Raw genomic sequence first — 18823 nt, 5'->3', positions numbered from 1 at the left:
CCGGAGGTCATCCCGCAGGTCTCTTAGTACACGCGCGGCTTCGGCGGTACCACGTCCACGTCCTTGCTCAACGTGTACATGTGCACCGGGCGATAGTCGAAGCTGCACTTGCCCTTGTCGTCGACATTGACCAGCGTGTGCTTCTGCCAGTTGACGTCGTCGCGGTCCGGGAAGTCCTCATGCGCATGCGCGCCACGGCTTTCCTTGCGCTGTTCGGCCGAGTTGATCGTCGCCACCGCGTTGAGCAGCAGGTTGTTCAGCTCGTAGGTTTCGATCAGGTCCGAGTTCCACACCAGCGAGCGGTCGGTGACCTTGACGTCCTGGAAGGAGTCGAAGATCTCGGCCATCTTGCTGCAGCCCTCTTCCAGGGTCTTGCTGGTCCGGAACACCGCGGCGTCGTTCTGCATGGTGCGCTGCATGTTGTCGCGGATGACCGAGGTCGGGGTGTCGCCGTTGGCGTAGCGCAGCTTGTCCAGCAGGCCCAGCGCCTTGTCGCACGCATCGGACGGCAGGGTCTTGTGCGGCGCGCCGGACTTGATGGTCTCGGCACAGCGGTTGGCCACGGCGCGACCGAACACCACCAGGTCGAGCAGCGAGTTGGAGCCCAGGCGGTTGGCGCCGTGCACCGACACGCAGGCCGCTTCGCCGATGGCGTACAGGCCCGGTACCACGGCATCGTTGTTGTCGCCCAGCTTGCGCACGACTTCGCCGTGGTAGTTGGTCGGGATGCCACCCATGTTGTAGTGCACGGTCGGGATGACCGGGATCGGCTGCTTGTGCACGTCCACGCCGGCGAAGATGCGGGCGCTTTCGGCGATACCCGGCAGCTTGTCGTCGATCACGCCCGGGCCGAGGTGGGTCAGGTCGAGCAGGATGTGATCCTTGTGCTCGCCGACGCCGCGGCCTTCGCGGATTTCGATGGTCATCGAACGCGACACCACGTCGCGCGAGGCCAGGTCCTTGTAGTGCGGTGCGTAGCGCTCCATGAAGCGCTCGCCGTTGCTGTTGCGCAGGATGCCGCCTTCGCCACGCACGCCTTCGGTGATCAGGCAGCCCGCGCCGTAGATACCGGTCGGGTGGAACTGCACGAACTCCATGTCCTGCATCGGCAGGCCGGCACGCATGACCAGACCGCCGCCGTCGCCGGTGCAGGTGTGGGCCGAGGTGGCGCTGAAGTAGGCGCGGCCGTAACCGCCGGTGGCCAGCACCACGCCGTGGGCGCGGAACAGGTGCAGCGAGCCGTCGGCCATGTCCAGGGCGAGCACGCCGCGGCAGACGCCTTCGTCATCGAAGATCAGGTCGAGCGCGAAGTACTCGATCATGAAGCGCGCGTTGTGCGCCAGCGACTGCTGGTACAGCGTGTGCAGCATGGCGTGGCCGGTACGGTCGGCCGCGGCGCAGGTGCGCTGCGCGGACGGGCCTTCGCCGTACTTGGTGGTCATGCCACCGAACGGGCGCTGGTAGATCTTGCCTTCTTCGGTGCGGCTGAACGGCACGCCGTAGTGTTCCAGCTCGATGATGGCCGGAATCGCTTCGCGGCACATGTACTCGATGGCGTCTTGGTCACCCAGCCAATCCGAGCCCTTGATGGTGTCGAAGAAGTGGTAGCGCCAGTCGTCTTCACCCATGTTGCCCAGCGCGGCGGAAATACCGCCCTGCGCGGCCACGGTGTGCGAACGGGTCGGGAAGACCTTGGTCAGGCAGACGGTCTGCAGGCCCTTGGCGGCAAGACCGAACGTAGCGCGCAGGCCAGCGCCACCGGCGCCGACCACGACCATGTCGTACTTGTGTTCCGTAATCTTGTAAGCGGACATCTAATCTGGATTCCTGTCTTGGTGCCTGGACTCAGGCAACGCCGAGCGCAATGCGGGCGACCGCAAAAACACTGACGATCGCGCCGAGCACGGCGATGAACTTCACCGTGGTCTGCAGCGCCAGGGCCAGCAGCGAGTTGTGGATGTAGTCTTCCAGCACGACCTGCAGGCCGAGCTGGGCGTGCCAGAACATCGCGACCAGGAAGCCGACCAGCAGCACCGCATTCCACGGCTTGGACACCGCGTCGGTGGCGGTCACGTAGTCGGCGCCGATCAGGCTCAGCACGAACACCAGGAACCAGATGGTCAGGCCGACCAGCGCGGTGGCGGTCAGGCGCTGCATCACGAAGTGCTCGGTACCGGTCTTGGCCGCGCCAAGGCCACGCACGTTCTTCAGCGGGGTACGGAACTTGTTCATGCGGCGGCTCCGGCGAAGACGTAGGCCCAGACCAGGGCGGTGATCACCAGGCTGGCGAAGACCGAGATCCAGCTGCTGCGCACGAAGGCAGGAATGGAGAAGCCGATCGCGAAGTCCTGCACGATGTGCCGGATGCCGTTGCACAGGTGGTAGGCGAAGGCCCACGTCCATGCAAACAGGAACAACTTGCCGTACCAGCTACCGGCGTGGCCGGTGAAGCAGTTCCAGGATTCAGGACCCATCATCAGGGCGAGCAGGCCGCCGGCGATGATCAGGGCTCCAACAGACAGAAAGATGCCGGATGCTCGATGCAGGATCGAGGTGGCCATCTGAATCTGCCAGCGATACACCTGAAGGTGCGGGGAAAGGGGACGTTCTCTGGCGGCCATTCGCTGGGCTCGTTGTCTCGGCTGGGCGGCGCAATGCCGCGTTGGCTCAATGCTGATCAAAAATCGATGCAGCGTCCGTTTTTCTCCCAGTCTCCATACCGCACCGGATCGAGTCCGCCGCGGCCACCAATCTCCACGGGCACCACAGGGGTCTGCGGAAGCGGCTGCTTCTCATCGACCTGCGGGGCTTCGGAGTCGGAATCTGGAGTGGGGGTTGTTTGGCCTATCATGGGTGGTCTCGCAACGCACAAATTTTAGACCCCGTTCACGTGCCTGACAACCTGCCCATGGATTTCAACGGTTTTCCGCGCCTCTCCGGTCACCAGCTGCTCAGTCTGGATGGTCCCGATGCGACCGCGTTCGCCCACGCCCAGTTTTCCAGCGACGTCACTGCCCTGCCCGTCCGGCATTGGCAGTGGAGCGCCTGGCTGAGCGCCAAAGGCCGCACCATTGCTGTGTTCCAGCTGATCCGGGTGGATGAAGAACGGATCCTGCTGGTGCTGGCCGATGGCGACGCCGATGCGATTGCGTCGCAATTGCAGCGTTTTGTGTTCCGCCGGAAGGTCAAGATCGCGGTGCGCGATGACCGGATCGTGGCCGGCAGCTTCACTGCGCCGGAAGCGGCGTCGGACGCCGCAATCGCGGTGCACGGTGAGACGCTGGAGCTGGATGTGGGCAGCGATGCCCTGCCGCGGACGCTGCGGATCGCGCCGCTGGACGGTGCCACGGCCACCGACGATGCCGGCTTCGTTCTGGCCTGGCGCCAATCGGATCTGCGCTACGGTGTGCCGCGTCTGGCCGCCGACCAGCGCGAGCAATGGACGCCGCAGCAGCTGGGGCTGGACCGTTTGAACGGGTACAGCGTCAAGAAGGGCTGCTACCCGGGCCAGGAGATCGTGGCGCGTACCCATTTCCTGGGCAAGGCCAAGCGCGCGTTGCAGTTGCTGCGGGTGGGCGATGGCACGCCCAGCGGTGCACAGGTGCAGCAGAACGGCGCGGCCATCGGCACGGTGGCCAGCGTGGCCGGCGACCTGGCGTTGGCGGTGCTGCCGCTGGAGATCGCCAGCGATCCGCTGTCGGTGGACGGCGTGGAAGCCGTGCACCTGCCGCTGCTGGATGGCCTGGCCCGGTAGGCATCGACCGTTGGTCGATGCGCCACATCAGGAGCGTTGATCGTGCTGCGTGGTTGCCGGCCAGCGGCCGGCACCACCCGATCACGCGGCACCGGTAGTGCCGGCCGCTGGCCGGCAATCCCGGAAACCCGCCCGCCACCTCAGGCCGCGTTCAACCGCTCGCCGCTCTCCGCATCGAAGAAATGCAGGCCCTGCGGGTGGATCGCCACGCGGATGGTCTCGCCCACTGCCGGCAGCGCCTGCGGGGCCACGCGCATCACCAGGGGCTGGCCGCCGCCGGTCATGTTGACGAAGATCTCGTTGCCCACCGGCTCGATGCCGTCGATGGTGGCCACAAACGCGGTTGCATCGTCGGCGGCGGCCGGCTGCAGGTGCTCCGGGCGCACGCCCACGGCCACGGTGCGGCCGATCCAGGCCGGATCGATCGCCGCCTGGCCCAGCGGCGCGGTCAGCTGGGTGTCCTGCACCACCACGCCACTGTCGTTGCGCTGCAGGGTCCCGCGCAGCACGTTCATCGCCGGGCTGCCCAGGAAGCCGGCCACGAACAGGTTGGCCGGGCGGTCGTACAGCGCCATGGGCGTGTCGATCTGCTGGATCACGCCGTCCTTGAGCACCACGATGCGCTGGCCCAGGGTCATCGCCTCGACCTGGTCATGGGTGACGTAGATCATGGTGGTGCCCAGCTTGCGGTGCAGTTGCGCGATTTCCGTGCGCACGCTGTGGCGCAGCTTGGCGTCCAGGTTGGACAGCGGCTCGTCGAGCAGGAACACCGCCGGCTCGCGCACCAGGGCGCGGCCCAGTGCCACGCGCTGGCGCTGGCCGCCGGACATCGCCTTGGGCAGCTTGTCGAGCATGTCGGTCAGGCCCAGCGTTTCAGCCGCTTCGGTCACCCGCTTGCTGATCGTGGCCTTGTCGTGGCCGCGCAGCTTCAGGCCGAAGGCCAGGTTCTCGGCCACGGTCATATGCGGGTACAGCGCATAGCTCTGGAACACCATGGCGATGTCGCGGTCCTTGGGCGCCACGTCGTTGACCACGCGGTCACCGATGGTCAGCGTGCCCCCGCTGATTTCTTCCAGGCCGGCCACCATGCGCAGCAAGGTCGACTTGCCACACCCCGACGGCCCCACCAGCACCATCAATTCGCCATCGGCCACTTCGAAGGTCGCGCCCTGGACGGCCACCTGGCCGTTGTCGTAGACCTTGCGAACGCCCTGCAACTGCACTTTTGCCATATCACCCATTCCAGTCCGCCCGCTGCCGGGCTGTTGATGCGGAACTGCCTTCGGCCCTCCCGATGGCAGGTCGATGGCGTGGTGCCGCATGACGGCGACCACTGCAATCGAATACAGTCTGCTCATTCTGCCATGTAAACGTTTTCACGTGGCAGTATCCGTTGGTCGGTCATGACCGCGACGCATCGGGAGCCGCACAGTCTCCCGATTCGCCCCGTGCATGCCCCATGATGCGCTGGCCCGGTGCCTGTTCATGTTGCACCCGCAGCACTGGACACCATGCCCAGCTGGACCCCCGAGAACATAGACGAGAAGCGATTGACAACGATGTCACCCGGATCTGAAACTCGAGCGATGCACGACACCCTCTTCCTGTTCGGCGCGACCGGCGACCTTGCCCAGCGCTACCTGTTCCCTTCGTTGCTGCGCCTGCTCGGCGACGGCCTGCTGCCGGAGGATTTCAAGATCCGTGCGCTGGCCTTGAGCCCGCACGACACCGAGGGTTTCCGCGACATCCTGCGCCCGCGCCTGCAGCAGGCCATGCCGATGGCCAGCCAGGACGACATCCAGTCGCTGCTGTCGCGCATCGACTACCGTTCGGTGGACCTGCGCAACGCGGACTCGGTGGCCGAGTCGGTCAGTGACCTGGTCAACCGCCACTGCGTGAGCTACCTGGCCATTCCGCCGGGCCTGTACATCTCCACCTGCGAAGGCCTGGCCAAGGGCGGCGCCCTGGCCGCACCGCACCGCCTGATGCTGGAAAAGCCGATCGGCAGCGACAGCGCCAGCGCCGAGGAGATCATCTCCACCATCGGCCAGTGGATCGACGAAGACCGCGTGTTCCGCCTGGATCACTACCTGGGCAAGGCCGCGGTACAGAACCTGATCGCGCTGCGCTTCGGCAACACGCTGCTGGAAGCCGTGTGGAACCGCAACTACATCGAGTCGGTGCACATCCTGGTGGCCGAAAGCGAAGGCGTGGACGGCCGCGACGCGTACTACGCCCGCTCCGGCGCGCTGCGCGACATGGTCCAGAGCCACATCCTGCAGTTGCTGTGCCTGGTGGCGATGGAGCCGCCGGCCTCGCTGGAAGCCGACCGCATCCGCGACGAGAAGGTCAAGGTGCTGCGCGCCCTGCGCCCGCTGGACGCCAAGCACGCCGCCCGCGACAGCGTGCGCGGCCGCTACACCGCCGGCACCATCAACGGTCAGCCGGCCCAGGCCTACCAGCCGCCGGAAGGCAGCGACGTGGAAACCTTCGCCGGGGTCACCGCGCATATCGACAACTGGCGCTGGTCCGGCGTGCCGTTCCACCTGGTCACCGGCAAGCGCCTGGCCGAGCGCACCACCCGCGTGGTGGTCACGCTCAAGCCGGTCACCCACTGGCTGTTCGAGCGGCCGCATCGTCGCAATGCCACGCCCAACCGCATCGTGTTCCAGTTGCAGCCGCAGGAGAACATCGAGCTGGGCCTGATGAGTTCGCTGGCCGGCCCGGAATGGGGCGCGCTGGAACTGCATCCGTTGGAACTAGAACTGTCCGTGCCGACCGGCCTGCACCGCCGCATCGCCTACGAACGGCTGTTCCTGGATGCGTTCAACGGCAACCACGCGCTGTTCGTGCGCGACGACGAAGTACGTGCCGCCTGGGCCTGGATCGACAGCGTCAGTGATGCCTGGAAGGCCGCCAGCCTGCCGCTGCAGCCCTACCCGGCCGGCGAATGGGGTCCGGCCGAAGCGGCCGGCTTCCTGCCGGCTGAAGTGGATGCCGACGCCGGCCGCAAGGACGGCGACGCATGACGCTGCAGAACCAACCGGTCCTGGTTGCCGATATCGGTGGCACCAACGCCCGCTTCGCGCTTGCCGACACCAGCCTTGAGGCTCCGCTGCAGCAGGACAGCATCCGCGAATTCGCGGTGGCCGATTTCCCCTCGCTCGGCGATGCGGCGCGGCATTACCTGGAACAGGTCGGCGCCTCGGCCACGCGCGGCGTGTTCGCCGTGGCGGGCCGCGTGGACGGCGATGAAGCGCGCATCACCAACCACCCGTGGGTGATCTCGCGCAGCCGCACCGCGCACATGCTCGGCTTCGACGAGCTGCACCTGATCAACGATTTCGCCGCCCAGGCGATGGCCATTTCGCTGCTGCAGCCGCAGGACGTGGTCCAGGTGGGCGGCGCGGCGTGGGTGCCGGGCAAGCCGGGCCAGCCGCGCAACTATGCGGTGATCGGCCCGGGTACCGGGCTGGGTGTCGGTGGCCTGATCCTGCGCCACGGCCGCTGCTATCCACTGGAAACCGAAGGCGGCCATGTCAGTTTCCCGCCGGGCACGCCGGAGGAAATCCGCATCCTGGAAATCCTCTCCGAGCAGTTCGGGCGGGTCTCCAACGAGCGCCTGATCTGCGGCCCTGGCCTGGTCAACATCCATCGCGCGGTATGCGAGATGGCGGACATCGATCCGGGCCAGCTGCAGCCGGTGGACGTGACCGCCCGTGCGCTGCACGGCGACCCGCAGGCGATGCGTGCGGTGGACGTGTTCTGCGCGGTGTTCGGCGCCATCGCCGGCGACCTGGTGCTGATGCAGGGCGCCTGGGACGGCGTGTTCCTGACCGGCGGGCTGACCCCGAAGATGCTCGATTCGCTGCAGCACTCCGGTTTCCGCCAGCGCTTCGAGCACAAGGGGCGCTTCTCTTCGATCATGGCCCGCGTGCCGTCGCTGGCGGTGATGCACCCGCATGCCGGCCTGCTGGGTTCGGCTGCCTATGCCGCCGATGTTGAACGCGACCTGCAAGGAAACAACGCATGAACAGCCTGGATACATCCGATCGCTTCACCCTGATCCGCCACGGCGACGCCGATGCCTGGATCGAAGCCATCGCCGCCGAAATGGCGCAGGCGTTGAACAACGATATCGCCACCTTCGGGCGCGCGCGCATGCTGCTGTCCGGCGGCACCACGCCGGCGCCGGTGTACCAGGCGCTGGCCGAACTGGACGTGCACTGGGACCGGGTGGAAGTCAGCCTGGTCGATGAGCGCTGGCTGTCGCCGCAGGACCGTGACAGCAACGCCTGGCTGGTGCGCGAGAGTTTCCTCGGCCGCGCCGACGGCGCGCATTTCGATCCGCTGGTGCGGGTCGGCAAGCCGCTGCCGGAATGCGTGTATACCGCCAACCTGCAGGCCCAGCACAGCCAGGCGCCGTGCCTGAGCGTGCTCGGCATGGGCAACGACGGCCACACCGCGTCGCTGTTCCCCGGTTCCAAGGACCTGGCCCGGGCGCTGGAAAGCACCCTGCCCTACGCCGCCCTGGACGCCACCGGTTGCCCGGGCGCGAACCAGTGGCCGCTGCGCATCACGCTGACCCCGCACGGGCTCAGGCACAGCGGCCAGCGCCTGCTGCTGCTGCGTGGCAAGCAGAAGCTGGAAGTGCTCAAACAGGCGCTGGAAAGCAACAACCCGCAGCTGTATCCCATCCTCAACGCGATCGACCTCGACGGCGCGAAACTGCGCGTCCACTGGTGTGACTGACCTGTCCCCGGTGTTGTTCGTCCGCCCTCTCATAGCCGGTAGCCAATGAGCCTGCATCCCCAACTCCATGCCATCACTCAGCGCATCGTCCAGCGCAGCGTCGCCTCGCGCGCGGCCTACCTGGCCGGGATCGATGCCTCGCTGCGCGATGGGCCGTTCCGTTCGCGCCTGAGCTGCGGCAACCTCGCCCATGGGTTCGCCGCGTGCGGGCCAACCGACAAGTCGCGCCTGCGCGGCGGTGTCACCCCGAACCTGGGCATCATCACCGCCTACAACGACATGCTGTCGGCGCACCAGCCGTTCGAGTCGTACCCGGAGATCCTGCGCGCCGTTGCGCGCGACATGGGCGCCACCGCGCAGGTGGCCGGCGGCGTGCCGGCGATGTGCGACGGCGTCACCCAGGGCCGTGGCGGCATGGAGCTGTCGCTGTTCTCGCGCGATGTGATCGCGCAGTCCACGGCGATCGGCCTCAGCCACGACATGTTCGACGCCACCGTGTACCTCGGGGTGTGCGACAAGATCGTGCCGGGCCTGCTGATCGGCGCGCTGGCGTTCGGCCACCTGCCGGCGATCTTCCTGCCGGCCGGTCCGATGACGCCGGGCATTCCGAACAAGCAGAAGGCCGAAGTGCGCGAGCGCTACGCGGCCGGGCTGGCCAGCCGCGAGGAGCTGCTGGAAGCCGAAGCGGCGTCGTACCACGGTGCAGGCACCTGCACGTTCTACGGCACCGCCAACTCCAACCAGACGTTGCTGGAAGCGATGGGCGTGCAGCTGCCGGGCGCGTCCTTCGTCAATCCCGATACGCCGCTGCGCGATGCGTTGACCCGCCGCGCCGGCGAGCGTGCGCTGGAGATCTGCGCGCTGGGGGACGATTTCCGTCCGCTTGGCCGGCTGATCGACGAGCGTGCGATCGTCAATGCGGTGGTGACGTTGATGGCCACGGGCGGGTCGACCAACCACACCATCCACTGGATCGCGGTGGCACGGGCGGCCGGTATCGTGCTGACCTGGGACGACATGGACGAGCTGTCGCAGCTGATTCCACTGCTGGCGCGGGTGTATCCGAACGGCGAGGCCGACGTGAACCGCTTCGCGGCCGCCGGCGGTACGGCGTTCGTGTTCCGCGAGCTGATGGAGGCCGGGCTGATGCATGCCGACCTGCAGACGGTGGCCGAAGGCGGGATGGCGCAGTACGGGCAGGAGCCGGCGCTGCGCGATGGCACGCTGGCGTACGTCGACGGGCTGCGCGAGAGCGCGGATGCGGACGTGGTGCGCGGTGTGGCCGATCCGTTCGAGGCCCAGGGTGGGCTGCGGCTGCTGCGCGGCAATCTGGGGCGTTCGTTGATCAAGCTGTCGGCAGTGAAGCCGCAGTTCCGTACGATCGAGGCGCCGGCGGTGGTGGTGGATGCGCCGCAGGTGTTGAACAAGCTGCATGCCGCCGGTGTGCTGCCGCACGATTTCGTGGCGGTGGTGCGTTTCCAGGGGCCGCGCGCGAACGGGATGCCGGAGCTGCATTCGCTGGCGCCGTTGCTGGGGCTGCTGCAGAACCAGGGGCGGCGTGTGGCGCTGGTGACCGATGGTCGTCTGTCGGGCGCGTCGGGCAAGTTCCCGGCGGCGATCCACATGACGCCGGAAGCGTCGCGCGGCGGGCCGCTGGCACGGGTGCGCGAGGGCGACATGATCCGCCTGGATGGCGAGGCGGGGACGCTGGAGTTGCTGGTGGACGCGGCGGAGTTCGCGGCGCGCGCGCCGGCACCGAACACGGCACCGGCGGCGCACGACATGGGGCGCAATCTGTTCGCGCTGAACCGGCGCGTGGTCGGTCCGGCCGACCAGGGCGCGATTTCGATTTCGTGCGGGCCGGCAACGGCCGACGGCGATATCTGGAATTACGACGCCGAGTACGACCTGGGGCGTGATGCGGCGGCGGCGGAAGCGCCGCATGAAGCCAAGGACGCCTGAGGCGACCGACGCAGCGGCGGCTGTCCCGTGCCGAGGGAGCGGTTGGCCCCCTTCGGGACAGGCCGTGAACCCATCCATGGGGGCTCGTCCAAAACATCCATGTTTTGGACGGTCCCGAAGGGGGCCAACCGCTCCCTCCCGACATATCGCGGCGCCTTGATGGCGTCGCTCGAATCAGCAAAGGGAAAGACAACAATGAGCATCGAGCAACATCAGAAGCGCGCAGCCGAGCTGCTGCATGCAGCCGGCATTCTGCCGGTGGTGACCGTGCATACGCTCGACCAGGCCCGTGCGGTCAGTGCGGCGTTGCTGGAAGGTGGGTTGCCGGCGATCGAGTTGACCCTGCGTACGCCGGTGGCGATGGAAGCGCTGGCGATGCTGAAGCGTGAGCTGCCCGATGTGGTGGTGGGTGCCGGTACGGTGCTGACCGTGGAGCAGATGCAGCAGTCGATCGATGCGGGCGCGGATTTCCTGGTGACGCCGGGTACGCCGGCGCACATGGCCGATGCGTTGGCGCAGGCGGCACTGCCGGTGGTGCCGGGTGCGGCGTCGCCGACCGAGATGCTGGCGCTGTATGCGCGGGGCTTCCGGGTGTGCAAGCTGTTCCCGGCTTCGGCGGTGGGTGGGCTGGCGATGATCAAGGGCCTGGCCGGGCCGATTCCGGACCTGAAGCTGTGCCCGACCGGTGGCATCACCGAGGACACCGCGGCCGAGTACCTGGAGCAGAAGAACGTGGTCTGCATCGGCGGCTCGTGGATGGTGCCGGGCAGCTGGATCGAGCACGGGCAGTGGGACAAGGTGCGCGACAGCGCGGCGCAGGCGGCGAAGATCGTGGCGCGGGTTCGCGCGCACTGAGGCACTGTCGGCGGAGCCCGCCACGCATGGCGTGGCTCTACCGGTAGGATGGCGCACCGAAAAAGGCCCGGCTTGCCCGGGCTTTTTTTTGCAAAAACGGGGACCACCTTTACGTCCGGCGCGCGGGACCCATGAAGGTCAAACAGCAGAAGTCCTGACGAGTGGGCCCCGAGTCACTTCGGAGCGATCTTCGTGAATGAAGGTCCATAGCTCCGACGGAACTGGTCACAACCCTCAATCAGCAGCGACCACGCTGCTGGCGGAACGCCGAACTCTTCTTCGGCCTGCTCCATCGCCTCTTCCAATGATTGATGCCACGTGTCAGCCAGGTGCGACATATCCATACCGAGCCTGTGAAGAAAATAGCCGACCGACTCTTCTTCGATCCGAAGAATCCTCGTATAAACACCTGCATCGAGGTTCACGATACCCGCGCCACCCGATGTGTCGGCACCGAAATGCGCGACATTGAGAGACCTGCTACCAGAATCACTGACGACCGCCTGCCAAATTCTCACGGCGTCACCCCCAAGTACAAGTTCTCCGTGACCGTACCAGCCTTGTTCCTGGTACAAATCTCACCGACAACGCGTTACATCGGCCGTGCCGGATCCACCAGACCGTACTGGCTGGCCATGCGGGCCAGCGCGATGTTGTCGTGGATGCCCATCTTCTCGAACAGGCGCGCCTTGTGCGTGTTGACGGTTTTGGCACTCAGGCTCAAGCGCTTGGCGATGTCTTCCTGGCGCAGGCCCTGGGTGAGCAGCAAGGCCACTTCCAGTTCGCGCGGGGACAGGGCGTCGAACGGCGACTGGGTGCCTTCGACGTTGGACAGCGCCAGGTTCTGCGCGATGCTGCTGCCCAGGTAACGCCGGCCCAGCGCGGCGTCGCGCACGGCACGCAGCAGTTCCTGTGCATCGCAGCCCTTGCCGATATAGCCGGAGGCACCGGCTTCGAGCAGGCGCTTGGGCATCGGACCGTCTTCGAGCACCGAGACAATCACCACGCGGGTGCCGTGGTCGCCACGCACCACCCGTTCGGTGACTTCCATACCACTGACGCCCGGCAGGTGCAGGTCGCACAGCACCACGTCCGGTCGCAGCTGACGGATGTCAGGCAACGCATCTTCGCCGGAGTCCGCTTCACCGACTACCTCGATATCGGTCTCGTTGGACAGGATCATCTTCATGCCGGTTCGCACCAGCGCATGATCGTCCACCAGATACACTCGAATCGTCATCCACGTACCTCTTCAAACGCTGCGAACGGGGGCAAGCCTAGCGGCGGGACGATGCGATAACAAGGAAGAAACCTTCCCGTCGGCGCGTTCTGGTGCCCGCATCACAACCAAGCTGGATTACCCCTACCCCTTAGCCTTTCACCCCAGGCCATATCGGTTTACTACGCCTATTACTCTACGCCTATACCCCGTCGCGATCGGCCTTTGCGGCCGAGGACCCGGCGAGGGGGCGGTGGCGCCAGGGATGCCGGCGCCTGAACATGACCAGGAAGCACCCTACCACCCAAACCAGGGCGGCACACCAACCGGCCAGGATGTCCGACGGATAGTGGACCCCCAGGTACACCCGGGACACGCTGACCAGCACGCTGAACCCGGGTGCCAGCACCAGCACCGGCCAGCGCCAGCGGGTGTTCCAGGCCAGCAGGGCCACCGTGACCGCCAGGGTCATCGAGCCCATCGCGTGCCCGCTGGGAAAGCTGAACGTGCTTTCCGGGGCGATCGATTCCCACAGGCTGGGCCGGTCGCGCTGGAAGAACTGCTTGCTGCCCAGGTTCAACAGCGCCGAACCGACGAAGCTGATGGCCACGAAACTGGCCTCGCGCCAGCGCTTGCGCCACAGCAGCGCCACCACGATGAGCACATCGGCCGGGATCAGGAACCACTCATAGCCCAGCTTGGAGAGCAGCGTGAAGAACTGGTCCAGCCCCGGCGAATGCAGGCCGTGCATCTTCCAGAGCAGCGGCGCATCGAAGTGGAACGATTCAAATTCGTGCACCTCGTCGGCCAGTGCGACGAAGCCGGCCAGCGGCAGCAACACGCCGGCGAACAGCAGGACGAACCGCCACGCGTTGTGCGCCATCCAATGGCGGAACCCCGCGACCGGCTCCTGGCCGGCCATTACGTCGGGCTTATCCGACGCTGCGGACATACTTTCGCTCAACGTAATCGTCGATCAGCGCCACGAAATCCTGGGCGATGTGGTCGCCACGCAGGGTCACGGCCTTCTCGCCATCGACGAACACCGGCGCGGCCGGGGTTTCACCGGTACCCGGCAGCGAAATGCCGATGTTGGCGTGGCGCGACTCGCCCGGCCCGTTGACGATGCAGCCCATCACCGCCAGGGTCATGTTCTCCGCACCCGGGTGGCTGATTTTCCAGACCGGCATCTTCTCGCGCACGTGGTTCTGCACCACCTTGGCCAGCTCCTGGAAGAACTCGGAGGTGGTGCGGCCGCAGCCCGGGCAGGCGGTGACCAGCGGGGTGAAGGCGCGCTGGCCGGTGGTCTGCAGCAGTTCCTGGGCGACGATCACCTCGGCGGTGCGCGACTGGCCCGGCTCGGGGGTGAGCGAAATGCGGATGGTGTCGCCGATGCCTTCCTGCAGCAGCACGGCCAGCGCCGCCGAGGAGGCCACGATGCCCTTGCTGCCGATGCCGGCTTCGGTGAGGCCCAGGTGCAACGCGAAATCCGAGCGCTGCGCCAGGTCGCGGTAGACCGCGATCAGTTCCTGCACGCCGCTGACCTTGGCCGACAGCACGATGCGATCGCGCGGCAGGCCCAGTTCGACCGCGGTATGCGCCGAATCCAGCGCCGAACGGATCAGCGCCTCGCGCAGCACCCGGCCGGCATCCCACGGGGTGGCGCGCTGGCTGTTCTCGTCCATCAGGCGCGCGGCCAGCGACTGGTCCAGCGAGCCCCAGTTGGCGCCGATGCGGACCGGCTTGCCATAGCGGATCGCAAACTCGATCAGCTGCGCGAACTGGGTGTCTTTCTTCTTGCCGAACCCGACGTTGCCCGGATTGATCCGGTACTTTGCCAGGGCTTCGGCGCAGGCCGGCTCCTGGGTCAGCAGCTGGTGGCCGTTGTAGTGGAAGTCGCCGATCAGGGGCACGTCGATGCCCATCATCTGCAGCTTTTCCACGATCCGCGGGATGGCCGCGGCCGACTCGGGGTTGTTGACCGTCAGCCGCACCATCTCCGACCCGGCCCGCCACAGTTCGGCCACCTGCTTGACGCTGGCGGCGATGTCGGCGGTGTCGGTGTTGGTCATCGACTGCACCACCACGGGGCTGCCCCCGCCCACGACCACGCCGCCGATGCGGACGGCCTGGGTCTGGCGGCGGGCCCACACGGTGGTGTCGGACGGTTGGGTCGGTTGGGTCACGGCGTCATGCATTCCCCATTTTAGCGCGCCAAGGGTGTTCACGCGCGCGGCGTGGCTACCGACCGTTGGTCGGTACTCATTCAACCGATGCGGCCGATTGTCGCAGGCAGGCCAGCCCCCGAGCGCATAGGATGTGCGCAATGACCGGCACCGACGCCCCCTTCCTCCGAACCCTGTGCAGCCTGCGCTGGCTGGCCGTGGCCGGCCAGGCCGCCACGATCCTGGTGGCCACCTCGGTGCTGGGGCTGGAACTGCCGCAGCTGCCGCTGTGGGCCGGCGTGGCCGCGCTGACCCTGTTCAACCTGTACGCGCAGCTGCGCGTGAACGACGCCGACACCGCGCCGGTGACCGCGTTCGGCCACATTCTGGTGGACGTCAGCGTGCTCACCTGGATGGTGGGCTGGAGCGGTGGCATCGGCAATCCGTTCGGCTCGCTGTTCCTGATCCTGATCGCCCTGGCCGCGCTCGCGCTGCCCCTGCGCTGGACCCTGGCGGTGGCCGCGACCTGCCTGATCGGCTATGCAGTCAGCGGCATCTTCGGGCTGCCTTTGCCAGCCGGCTACTTCACCGCCATGCAGATGCACCAGTGGGGCGTGGTCTGCAACTTCCTGTTGTCGGCCACGGTGGTGCTGGTGTTCGCCACCCGCCTGGCGATCGCCCTGCGCCACCGCGAGCATGAGCTGGCCCTGCTGCGCGAACGCTTCGTACGCAACGAAGGCATCGTGGCCCTGGCCACCCACGCCGCGTCGGTGGCCCATGAGCTCAACACGCCGCTGGCGACCATGACCCTGCTGGCCGACGACATCGCCGACCAGACCAACAGCAGCGAAGTGCGCGATGACGTGGATACGCTGCGCGAGCTGCTGGTGCAATGCCGCGAGCGGGTGCTGGCACTGGCCCGCCCGGCCGCCGGCGACGCCCCCGGGCGCGACACCGTGACCCTGCCGCAGGTGCTGGAACAGTGGCGGCTGGTGCGCCCGACCATCACCCTCAAGCGCAACGACGACGCACCGCTGAAACTGCCGCTGGACCCGGGCATCGGCCACCTGCTGATGGTGCTGCTGAACAACGCCGCCGACGCGGGCGAGAAGGCCGAGCGCCCGCAGGTGGACCTGACGCTGCGCATTGAAGGGGACACCCTGATCGGCGAAGTGCGCGACTACGGCCACGGCTTCGATGCCCGCCAGGCAGTTCTGCCCGGCACCCTGTTCAACAGCGGCAAGGCGCAGGGCATGGGCGTGGGCCTGGCGCTGTCGCACGCCACCATTGAACGCCTGGACGGCGAACTGTGGATGCGCCCGGCCAACGGCGCCGGCACCCGCGTCGGCTTCCGCCTGCCTTTGACGTCTTCGGAGACTTCCGCATGAACATTCCCCCCTGCCCGCTGCCAGCCATGGCCTGCTGGTCGACGACGACGAGCTGTACCTGCGCACCCTGCAGCGCAGCCTGGGCCGCAAAGGCCTGGAAACGGTGACCGCCAGCGACATTGGCTCGGCGCTGTTGCTGGCCCGGCAGAACCCGCCGGCATATGCGCTGATCGACCTGAAGCTGGGCTCCGAATCCGGCCTGTCGCTGATCCAGCCGCTGCGCGCCCTGCGCGAAGACATGCGGATCCTGCTGGTCACCGGCTACGCCAGCATCGCCACCGCGGTGGAGGCGATCAAGCTGGGGGCCGACGACTACCTGCCCAAGCCGGCCACGGTGCCGATGATCCTGCGCGCGCTGGGCGAAGAAGACGATGGCCCGGCCGACGATGGCGACCTGGAGCCGCCGGATGCGATGACCCCGATCAGCCGGCTGCAGTGGGAACACATCCAGCAGGCCATGCACGAAACCGGCGGCAACGTATCGGCCGCCGCGCGCCTGCTCGGCATGCACCGCCGCTCGCTGCAGCGCAAGCTGGCCAAGCGGCCGAGTCCGGAACGCGACCCGAGCCGGTAAGGCCGGGCGCGGGTTGGCCGCGCAAACGCGGGCGCACGAATCGGTAGAGCCGACCGTTGGTCGGCTGCGCAAACACGGACGCATCAACCGGTAGAGCCGACCGTTGGTCGGCTGCTCTTCACCACAACGATCAACACCGCGCGTTGCGCGCGATAGCCGACCAACGGTCGGCTCTACGCGGCCTTTAGCCGACCAACGGTCGGCTCTACGCGGTGGTCAGGCCGTCAGGCGGCCCAGCAGCTCCAGCGTCACCGGGTCGGTGATCGCATGCGCTTCACCCTGCAACGCCGGCAGCAACTGGCTGGCCAGCTGCTTGCCCAGCTCCACGCCGAACTGGTCGAAGGCGTTGATGTTCCAGATGATCGACTGCACGTACACAGCGTGTTCGTACATGGCGATCAGCGCGCCAAGCGACTGCGGGGTGAGCGCGTCGAGCAGGATCAGCGTGCTCGGGCGGCCACCGGGATACGCACGGTGCGGGTCGTCGCTGCCCTGGCCGTTGGCCAGCGCTTCGGTCTGTGCCAGCAGGTTGGCCATCAGCGCCTGGTGGTTGACCACGTACGGGTCATCGTTGCGCACGCAGCCGATGAAATCGGCCGGAATCACGCTGGTGCCCTGGTGCAGTGCCTGGAAGAAGCTGTGCTGCACATCGGTGCCTGCCCCGCCCCACCACACCGGCACGGTGTCGCTGGCAACCGGGCTGCCATCGAGCTGCACGCGCTTGCCCAGGCTTTCCATCACCAGCTGCTGCAGGTAGGCCGGCAACAGCGCCAGGCGCTGGTCGTAGGTCATCACCGCATGCGTGGCATGGCCCAGCAGGTTGCGGTTCCAGATATCGGTCAGGGCATGCAGGACCGGCAGGTTCTGCTCGAGCGGCGCGGTGAGCGCGTGTTCGTCCATCTGCGCGGCACCGGCCAGCAGCTGTTCGAAGCGCTCGAAACCGATCGCCAGCGCGATCGGGAACCCGACCGCCGACCACAGCGAGTAGCGCCCGCCCACCCAGTCCCACATCGGCAGCACGCGGCCGGCGGCGATCGAGAAGGCCTTGGCCGCCCGCTCCGGGTTGGCGCTGACCGCGTACAGGCGCTCGCTGCCGCCCAGCCAGTCATGCAGGATCTGCCCGTTGAGCAGGGTTTCCTGGGTACCGAAGGTCTTGGAAATCAGGACGCCGGCGGTGGTGGCCGGGTCGAGCGTGGCCAGCGTGCGCTGCATGGCGGCGCCGTCCACGTTGGAAACGAAATGCACGCGGAAGCGCGCGCCGCTGACCGGGCGCAACGCGTCGGCAACCAGGCGCGGGCCGAGGTCCGAGCCACCGATGCCGACACTGACGATGTCGGTGACGGTGGTCTTTTCCAGCGCGGCGATCAGGTCGCCCATCTGCGCGCGGACCTGGGCGGCGGTGGCGAAGGCTTCGCCGGCCACCGGTGCACCGCTGAGGTCGCCCCGCAACGCGGTATGCAGCGCCGCGCGGCCTTCGGTCAGGTTGACCGTTTCACCGCGGAACAGGCGCTGGAAGCCGCCGGCGACATCGCGCTCGGCGGCCAGCTGCAACAGTGCGTCCAAGGCCGCGCGGTCGTACTTCTGCCGCGCGAAATTGACGTACAACGGACCGACCCGCAGCCCCAGCGATTGTGCGCGGCCCGGTTCGGCGGCGATCAACGAAGGGATGCTTGCGCCACGCAGGCGCTGGGCATGGGAGTGGAGCGGGTCGAATCCGTTGTGCTGTGTCATGCGGCCTGGGTCGGGATGCTGTCGTTGGTGTGGGAGATCTGGTTCTTGCCGTCCACATATACCAACTTCGGCTTGAAGCTGTCAGCTTCTTCTTCGCTCATGCTGGCGAACGCCGCGATGATGATGATGTCGCCGACCTGCACGTGGCGCGCTGCGCCACCGTTGAGCGACACCACGCCACTGCCGGCTTCGGCACGGATGGCATAGGTGGAGAAACGCGCACCGTTGGTGACGTCCCAGATGTGCACCTGTTCGAACTCACGGATGCCGGTGGCCTGCAGCAGGTTGTCATCGATGGCGATGGAACCTTCGTAGTTCAGCTCGGAGTGGGTGACGGTGGCGCGGTGGATCTTGGTCTTGAGCAGGGACAGATGCATGGCAACGGGACAACGGTAAAGGAAAGGGAAATTCTAGCACCCGCCG

19 protein-coding genes are annotated in these 18823 nt (G+C 67.1%); 8 read left to right on the top strand and 11 right to left on the bottom strand.

The features are described from left to right. Nucleotides 1–23: 23 nt before the first annotated feature. The 4 genes from sdhA to ACZ0AE_RS07620 are packed head-to-tail and all read right to left on the bottom strand — an operon-like array spanning nucleotide 24 to nucleotide 2851. The gene (sdhA, locus tag ACZ0AE_RS07635) at nucleotides 24–1814 is read right to left on the bottom strand and encodes a succinate dehydrogenase flavoprotein subunit (protein ID WP_141058690.1); all 1791 of its coding nucleotides are present in this window, start codon (nucleotides 1812–1814) and stop codon (nucleotides 24–26) included. A 31-nt stretch (nucleotides 1815–1845) separates the two neighbouring features. Beyond that, nucleotides 1846–2232: a succinate dehydrogenase, hydrophobic membrane anchor protein gene (sdhD, locus tag ACZ0AE_RS07630; protein WP_038689045.1), complete on the bottom strand. Its 387-nt coding sequence runs from the start codon at nucleotides 2230–2232 to the stop codon at nucleotides 1846–1848. Then, the gene (gene sdhC / locus ACZ0AE_RS07625) at nucleotides 2229–2621 is read right to left on the bottom strand and encodes a succinate dehydrogenase, cytochrome b556 subunit (RefSeq protein WP_038689047.1); all 393 of its coding nucleotides are present in this window, start codon (nucleotides 2619–2621) and stop codon (nucleotides 2229–2231) included. Before sdhC ends, sdhD begins: the two co-directional genes overlap by 4 nt. Nucleotides 2622–2677: 56 nt before the next feature. Further along, on the bottom strand, nucleotides 2678–2851 hold the full coding sequence (locus ACZ0AE_RS07620) for a DUF1674 domain-containing protein (RefSeq protein ID WP_081797234.1): 174 nt from the start codon (nucleotides 2849–2851) through the stop codon (nucleotides 2678–2680). Nucleotides 2852–2890: 39 nt separating this feature from the next. Between ACZ0AE_RS07620 and ygfZ the strand changes: the two genes are divergently transcribed. After that, nucleotides 2891–3754, top strand: coding sequence for a CAF17-like 4Fe-4S cluster assembly/insertion protein YgfZ (gene ygfZ / locus ACZ0AE_RS07615; RefSeq protein WP_463600735.1), 864 nt, complete (start codon nucleotides 2891–2893; stop codon nucleotides 3752–3754). Between the two features lie 140 nt (nucleotides 3755–3894). Here ygfZ and ACZ0AE_RS07610 read toward each other — a convergent pair whose 3' ends face one another. Continuing rightward, nucleotides 3895–4986 carry an ABC transporter ATP-binding protein gene (locus tag ACZ0AE_RS07610; RefSeq protein ID WP_038692319.1) on the bottom strand — a complete coding sequence of 364 codons (1092 nt, stop codon included), beginning with the start codon at nucleotides 4984–4986 and terminating at the stop codon, nucleotides 3895–3897. Between the two features lie 354 nt (nucleotides 4987–5340). Between ACZ0AE_RS07610 and zwf the strand changes: the two genes are divergently transcribed. The 5 genes from zwf to ACZ0AE_RS07585 all read left to right on the top strand — a co-directional run bounded on the left by zwf (nucleotide 5341) and on the right by ACZ0AE_RS07585 (nucleotide 11323). Continuing rightward, nucleotides 5341–6783 carry a glucose-6-phosphate dehydrogenase gene (zwf, locus tag ACZ0AE_RS07605; protein ID WP_038689052.1) on the top strand — a complete coding sequence of 481 codons (1443 nt, stop codon included), beginning with the start codon at nucleotides 5341–5343 and terminating at the stop codon, nucleotides 6781–6783. After that, nucleotides 6780–7787, top strand: coding sequence for a glucokinase (glk, locus tag ACZ0AE_RS07600; RefSeq protein ID WP_137189169.1), 1008 nt, complete (start codon nucleotides 6780–6782; stop codon nucleotides 7785–7787). Before zwf ends, glk begins: the two co-directional genes overlap by 4 nt. Next, nucleotides 7784–8506 (top strand): 6-phosphogluconolactonase, encoded by a 723-nt coding sequence (gene pgl, locus ACZ0AE_RS07595; protein ID WP_141058688.1) that lies wholly within the window; start codon nucleotides 7784–7786, stop codon nucleotides 8504–8506. The genes glk and pgl overlap by 4 nt, the downstream gene beginning before the upstream one ends. Before the next feature lie 45 nt (nucleotides 8507–8551). Beyond that, complete coding sequence (edd, locus tag ACZ0AE_RS07590) at nucleotides 8552–10468, top strand: phosphogluconate dehydratase (RefSeq protein WP_447592964.1); 1917 nt, start codon at nucleotides 8552–8554, stop codon at nucleotides 10466–10468. A 195-nt stretch (nucleotides 10469–10663) separates the two neighbouring features. Then, the gene (locus ACZ0AE_RS07585; protein WP_128095761.1) at nucleotides 10664–11323 is read left to right on the top strand and encodes a bifunctional 4-hydroxy-2-oxoglutarate aldolase/2-dehydro-3-deoxy-phosphogluconate aldolase; all 660 of its coding nucleotides are present in this window, start codon (nucleotides 10664–10666) and stop codon (nucleotides 11321–11323) included. A gap of 173 nt (nucleotides 11324–11496) precedes the next feature. On the opposite strand, the gene ACZ0AE_RS07580 is transcribed toward ACZ0AE_RS07585, so the two are convergent. From ACZ0AE_RS07580 to ispG, 4 genes are all read right to left on the bottom strand, one after another. Beyond that, nucleotides 11497–11748, bottom strand: a complete 252-nt coding sequence (locus tag ACZ0AE_RS07580) for a hypothetical protein (protein WP_463600734.1) — start codon at nucleotides 11746–11748, stop codon at nucleotides 11497–11499. A 167-nt stretch (nucleotides 11749–11915) separates the two neighbouring features. Beyond that, nucleotides 11916–12563, bottom strand: coding sequence for a response regulator (locus ACZ0AE_RS07575; protein ID WP_038689063.1), 648 nt, complete (start codon nucleotides 12561–12563; stop codon nucleotides 11916–11918). A 181-nt stretch (nucleotides 12564–12744) separates the two neighbouring features. After that, nucleotides 12745–13494: a phosphatase PAP2 family protein gene (locus ACZ0AE_RS07570; protein ID WP_038689065.1), complete on the bottom strand. Its 750-nt coding sequence runs from the start codon at nucleotides 13492–13494 to the stop codon at nucleotides 12745–12747. After that, entirely contained in the window at nucleotides 13475–14740 is a 1266-nt protein-coding gene (gene ispG / locus ACZ0AE_RS07565) for a flavodoxin-dependent (E)-4-hydroxy-3-methylbut-2-enyl-diphosphate synthase (protein ID WP_038689067.1), read from the bottom strand. Before ispG ends, ACZ0AE_RS07570 begins: the two co-directional genes overlap by 20 nt. 128 nt (nucleotides 14741–14868) lie before the next feature. Here ispG and ACZ0AE_RS07560 point away from each other — a divergent pair, with 128 nt between their 5' ends. Both ACZ0AE_RS07560 and ACZ0AE_RS07555 read left to right on the top strand, forming a co-directional pair. Continuing rightward, nucleotides 14869–16095, top strand: a complete 1227-nt coding sequence (locus tag ACZ0AE_RS07560) for an ATP-binding protein (protein ID WP_038689069.1) — start codon at nucleotides 14869–14871, stop codon at nucleotides 16093–16095. A gap of 10 nt (nucleotides 16096–16105) precedes the next feature. Continuing rightward, nucleotides 16106–16669, top strand: coding sequence for a response regulator transcription factor (locus ACZ0AE_RS07555; RefSeq protein WP_463602074.1), 564 nt, complete (start codon nucleotides 16106–16108; stop codon nucleotides 16667–16669). A gap of 216 nt (nucleotides 16670–16885) precedes the next feature. On the opposite strand, the gene pgi is transcribed toward ACZ0AE_RS07555, so the two are convergent. Then, complete coding sequence (gene pgi / locus ACZ0AE_RS07550; protein ID WP_463600733.1) at nucleotides 16886–18400, bottom strand: glucose-6-phosphate isomerase; 1515 nt, start codon at nucleotides 18398–18400, stop codon at nucleotides 16886–16888. Then, nucleotides 18397–18777 carry an aspartate 1-decarboxylase gene (gene panD, locus ACZ0AE_RS07545; protein WP_038689075.1) on the bottom strand — a complete coding sequence of 127 codons (381 nt, stop codon included), beginning with the start codon at nucleotides 18775–18777 and terminating at the stop codon, nucleotides 18397–18399. The genes pgi and panD overlap by 4 nt, the downstream gene beginning before the upstream one ends. Nucleotides 18778–18823 lie beyond the last annotated feature (46 nt).

The sequence above is a fragment of the Stenotrophomonas sp. AC248 genome, assembly GCF_979258185.1.
This window is presented reverse-complemented; position numbering and strand designations above follow the sequence as displayed.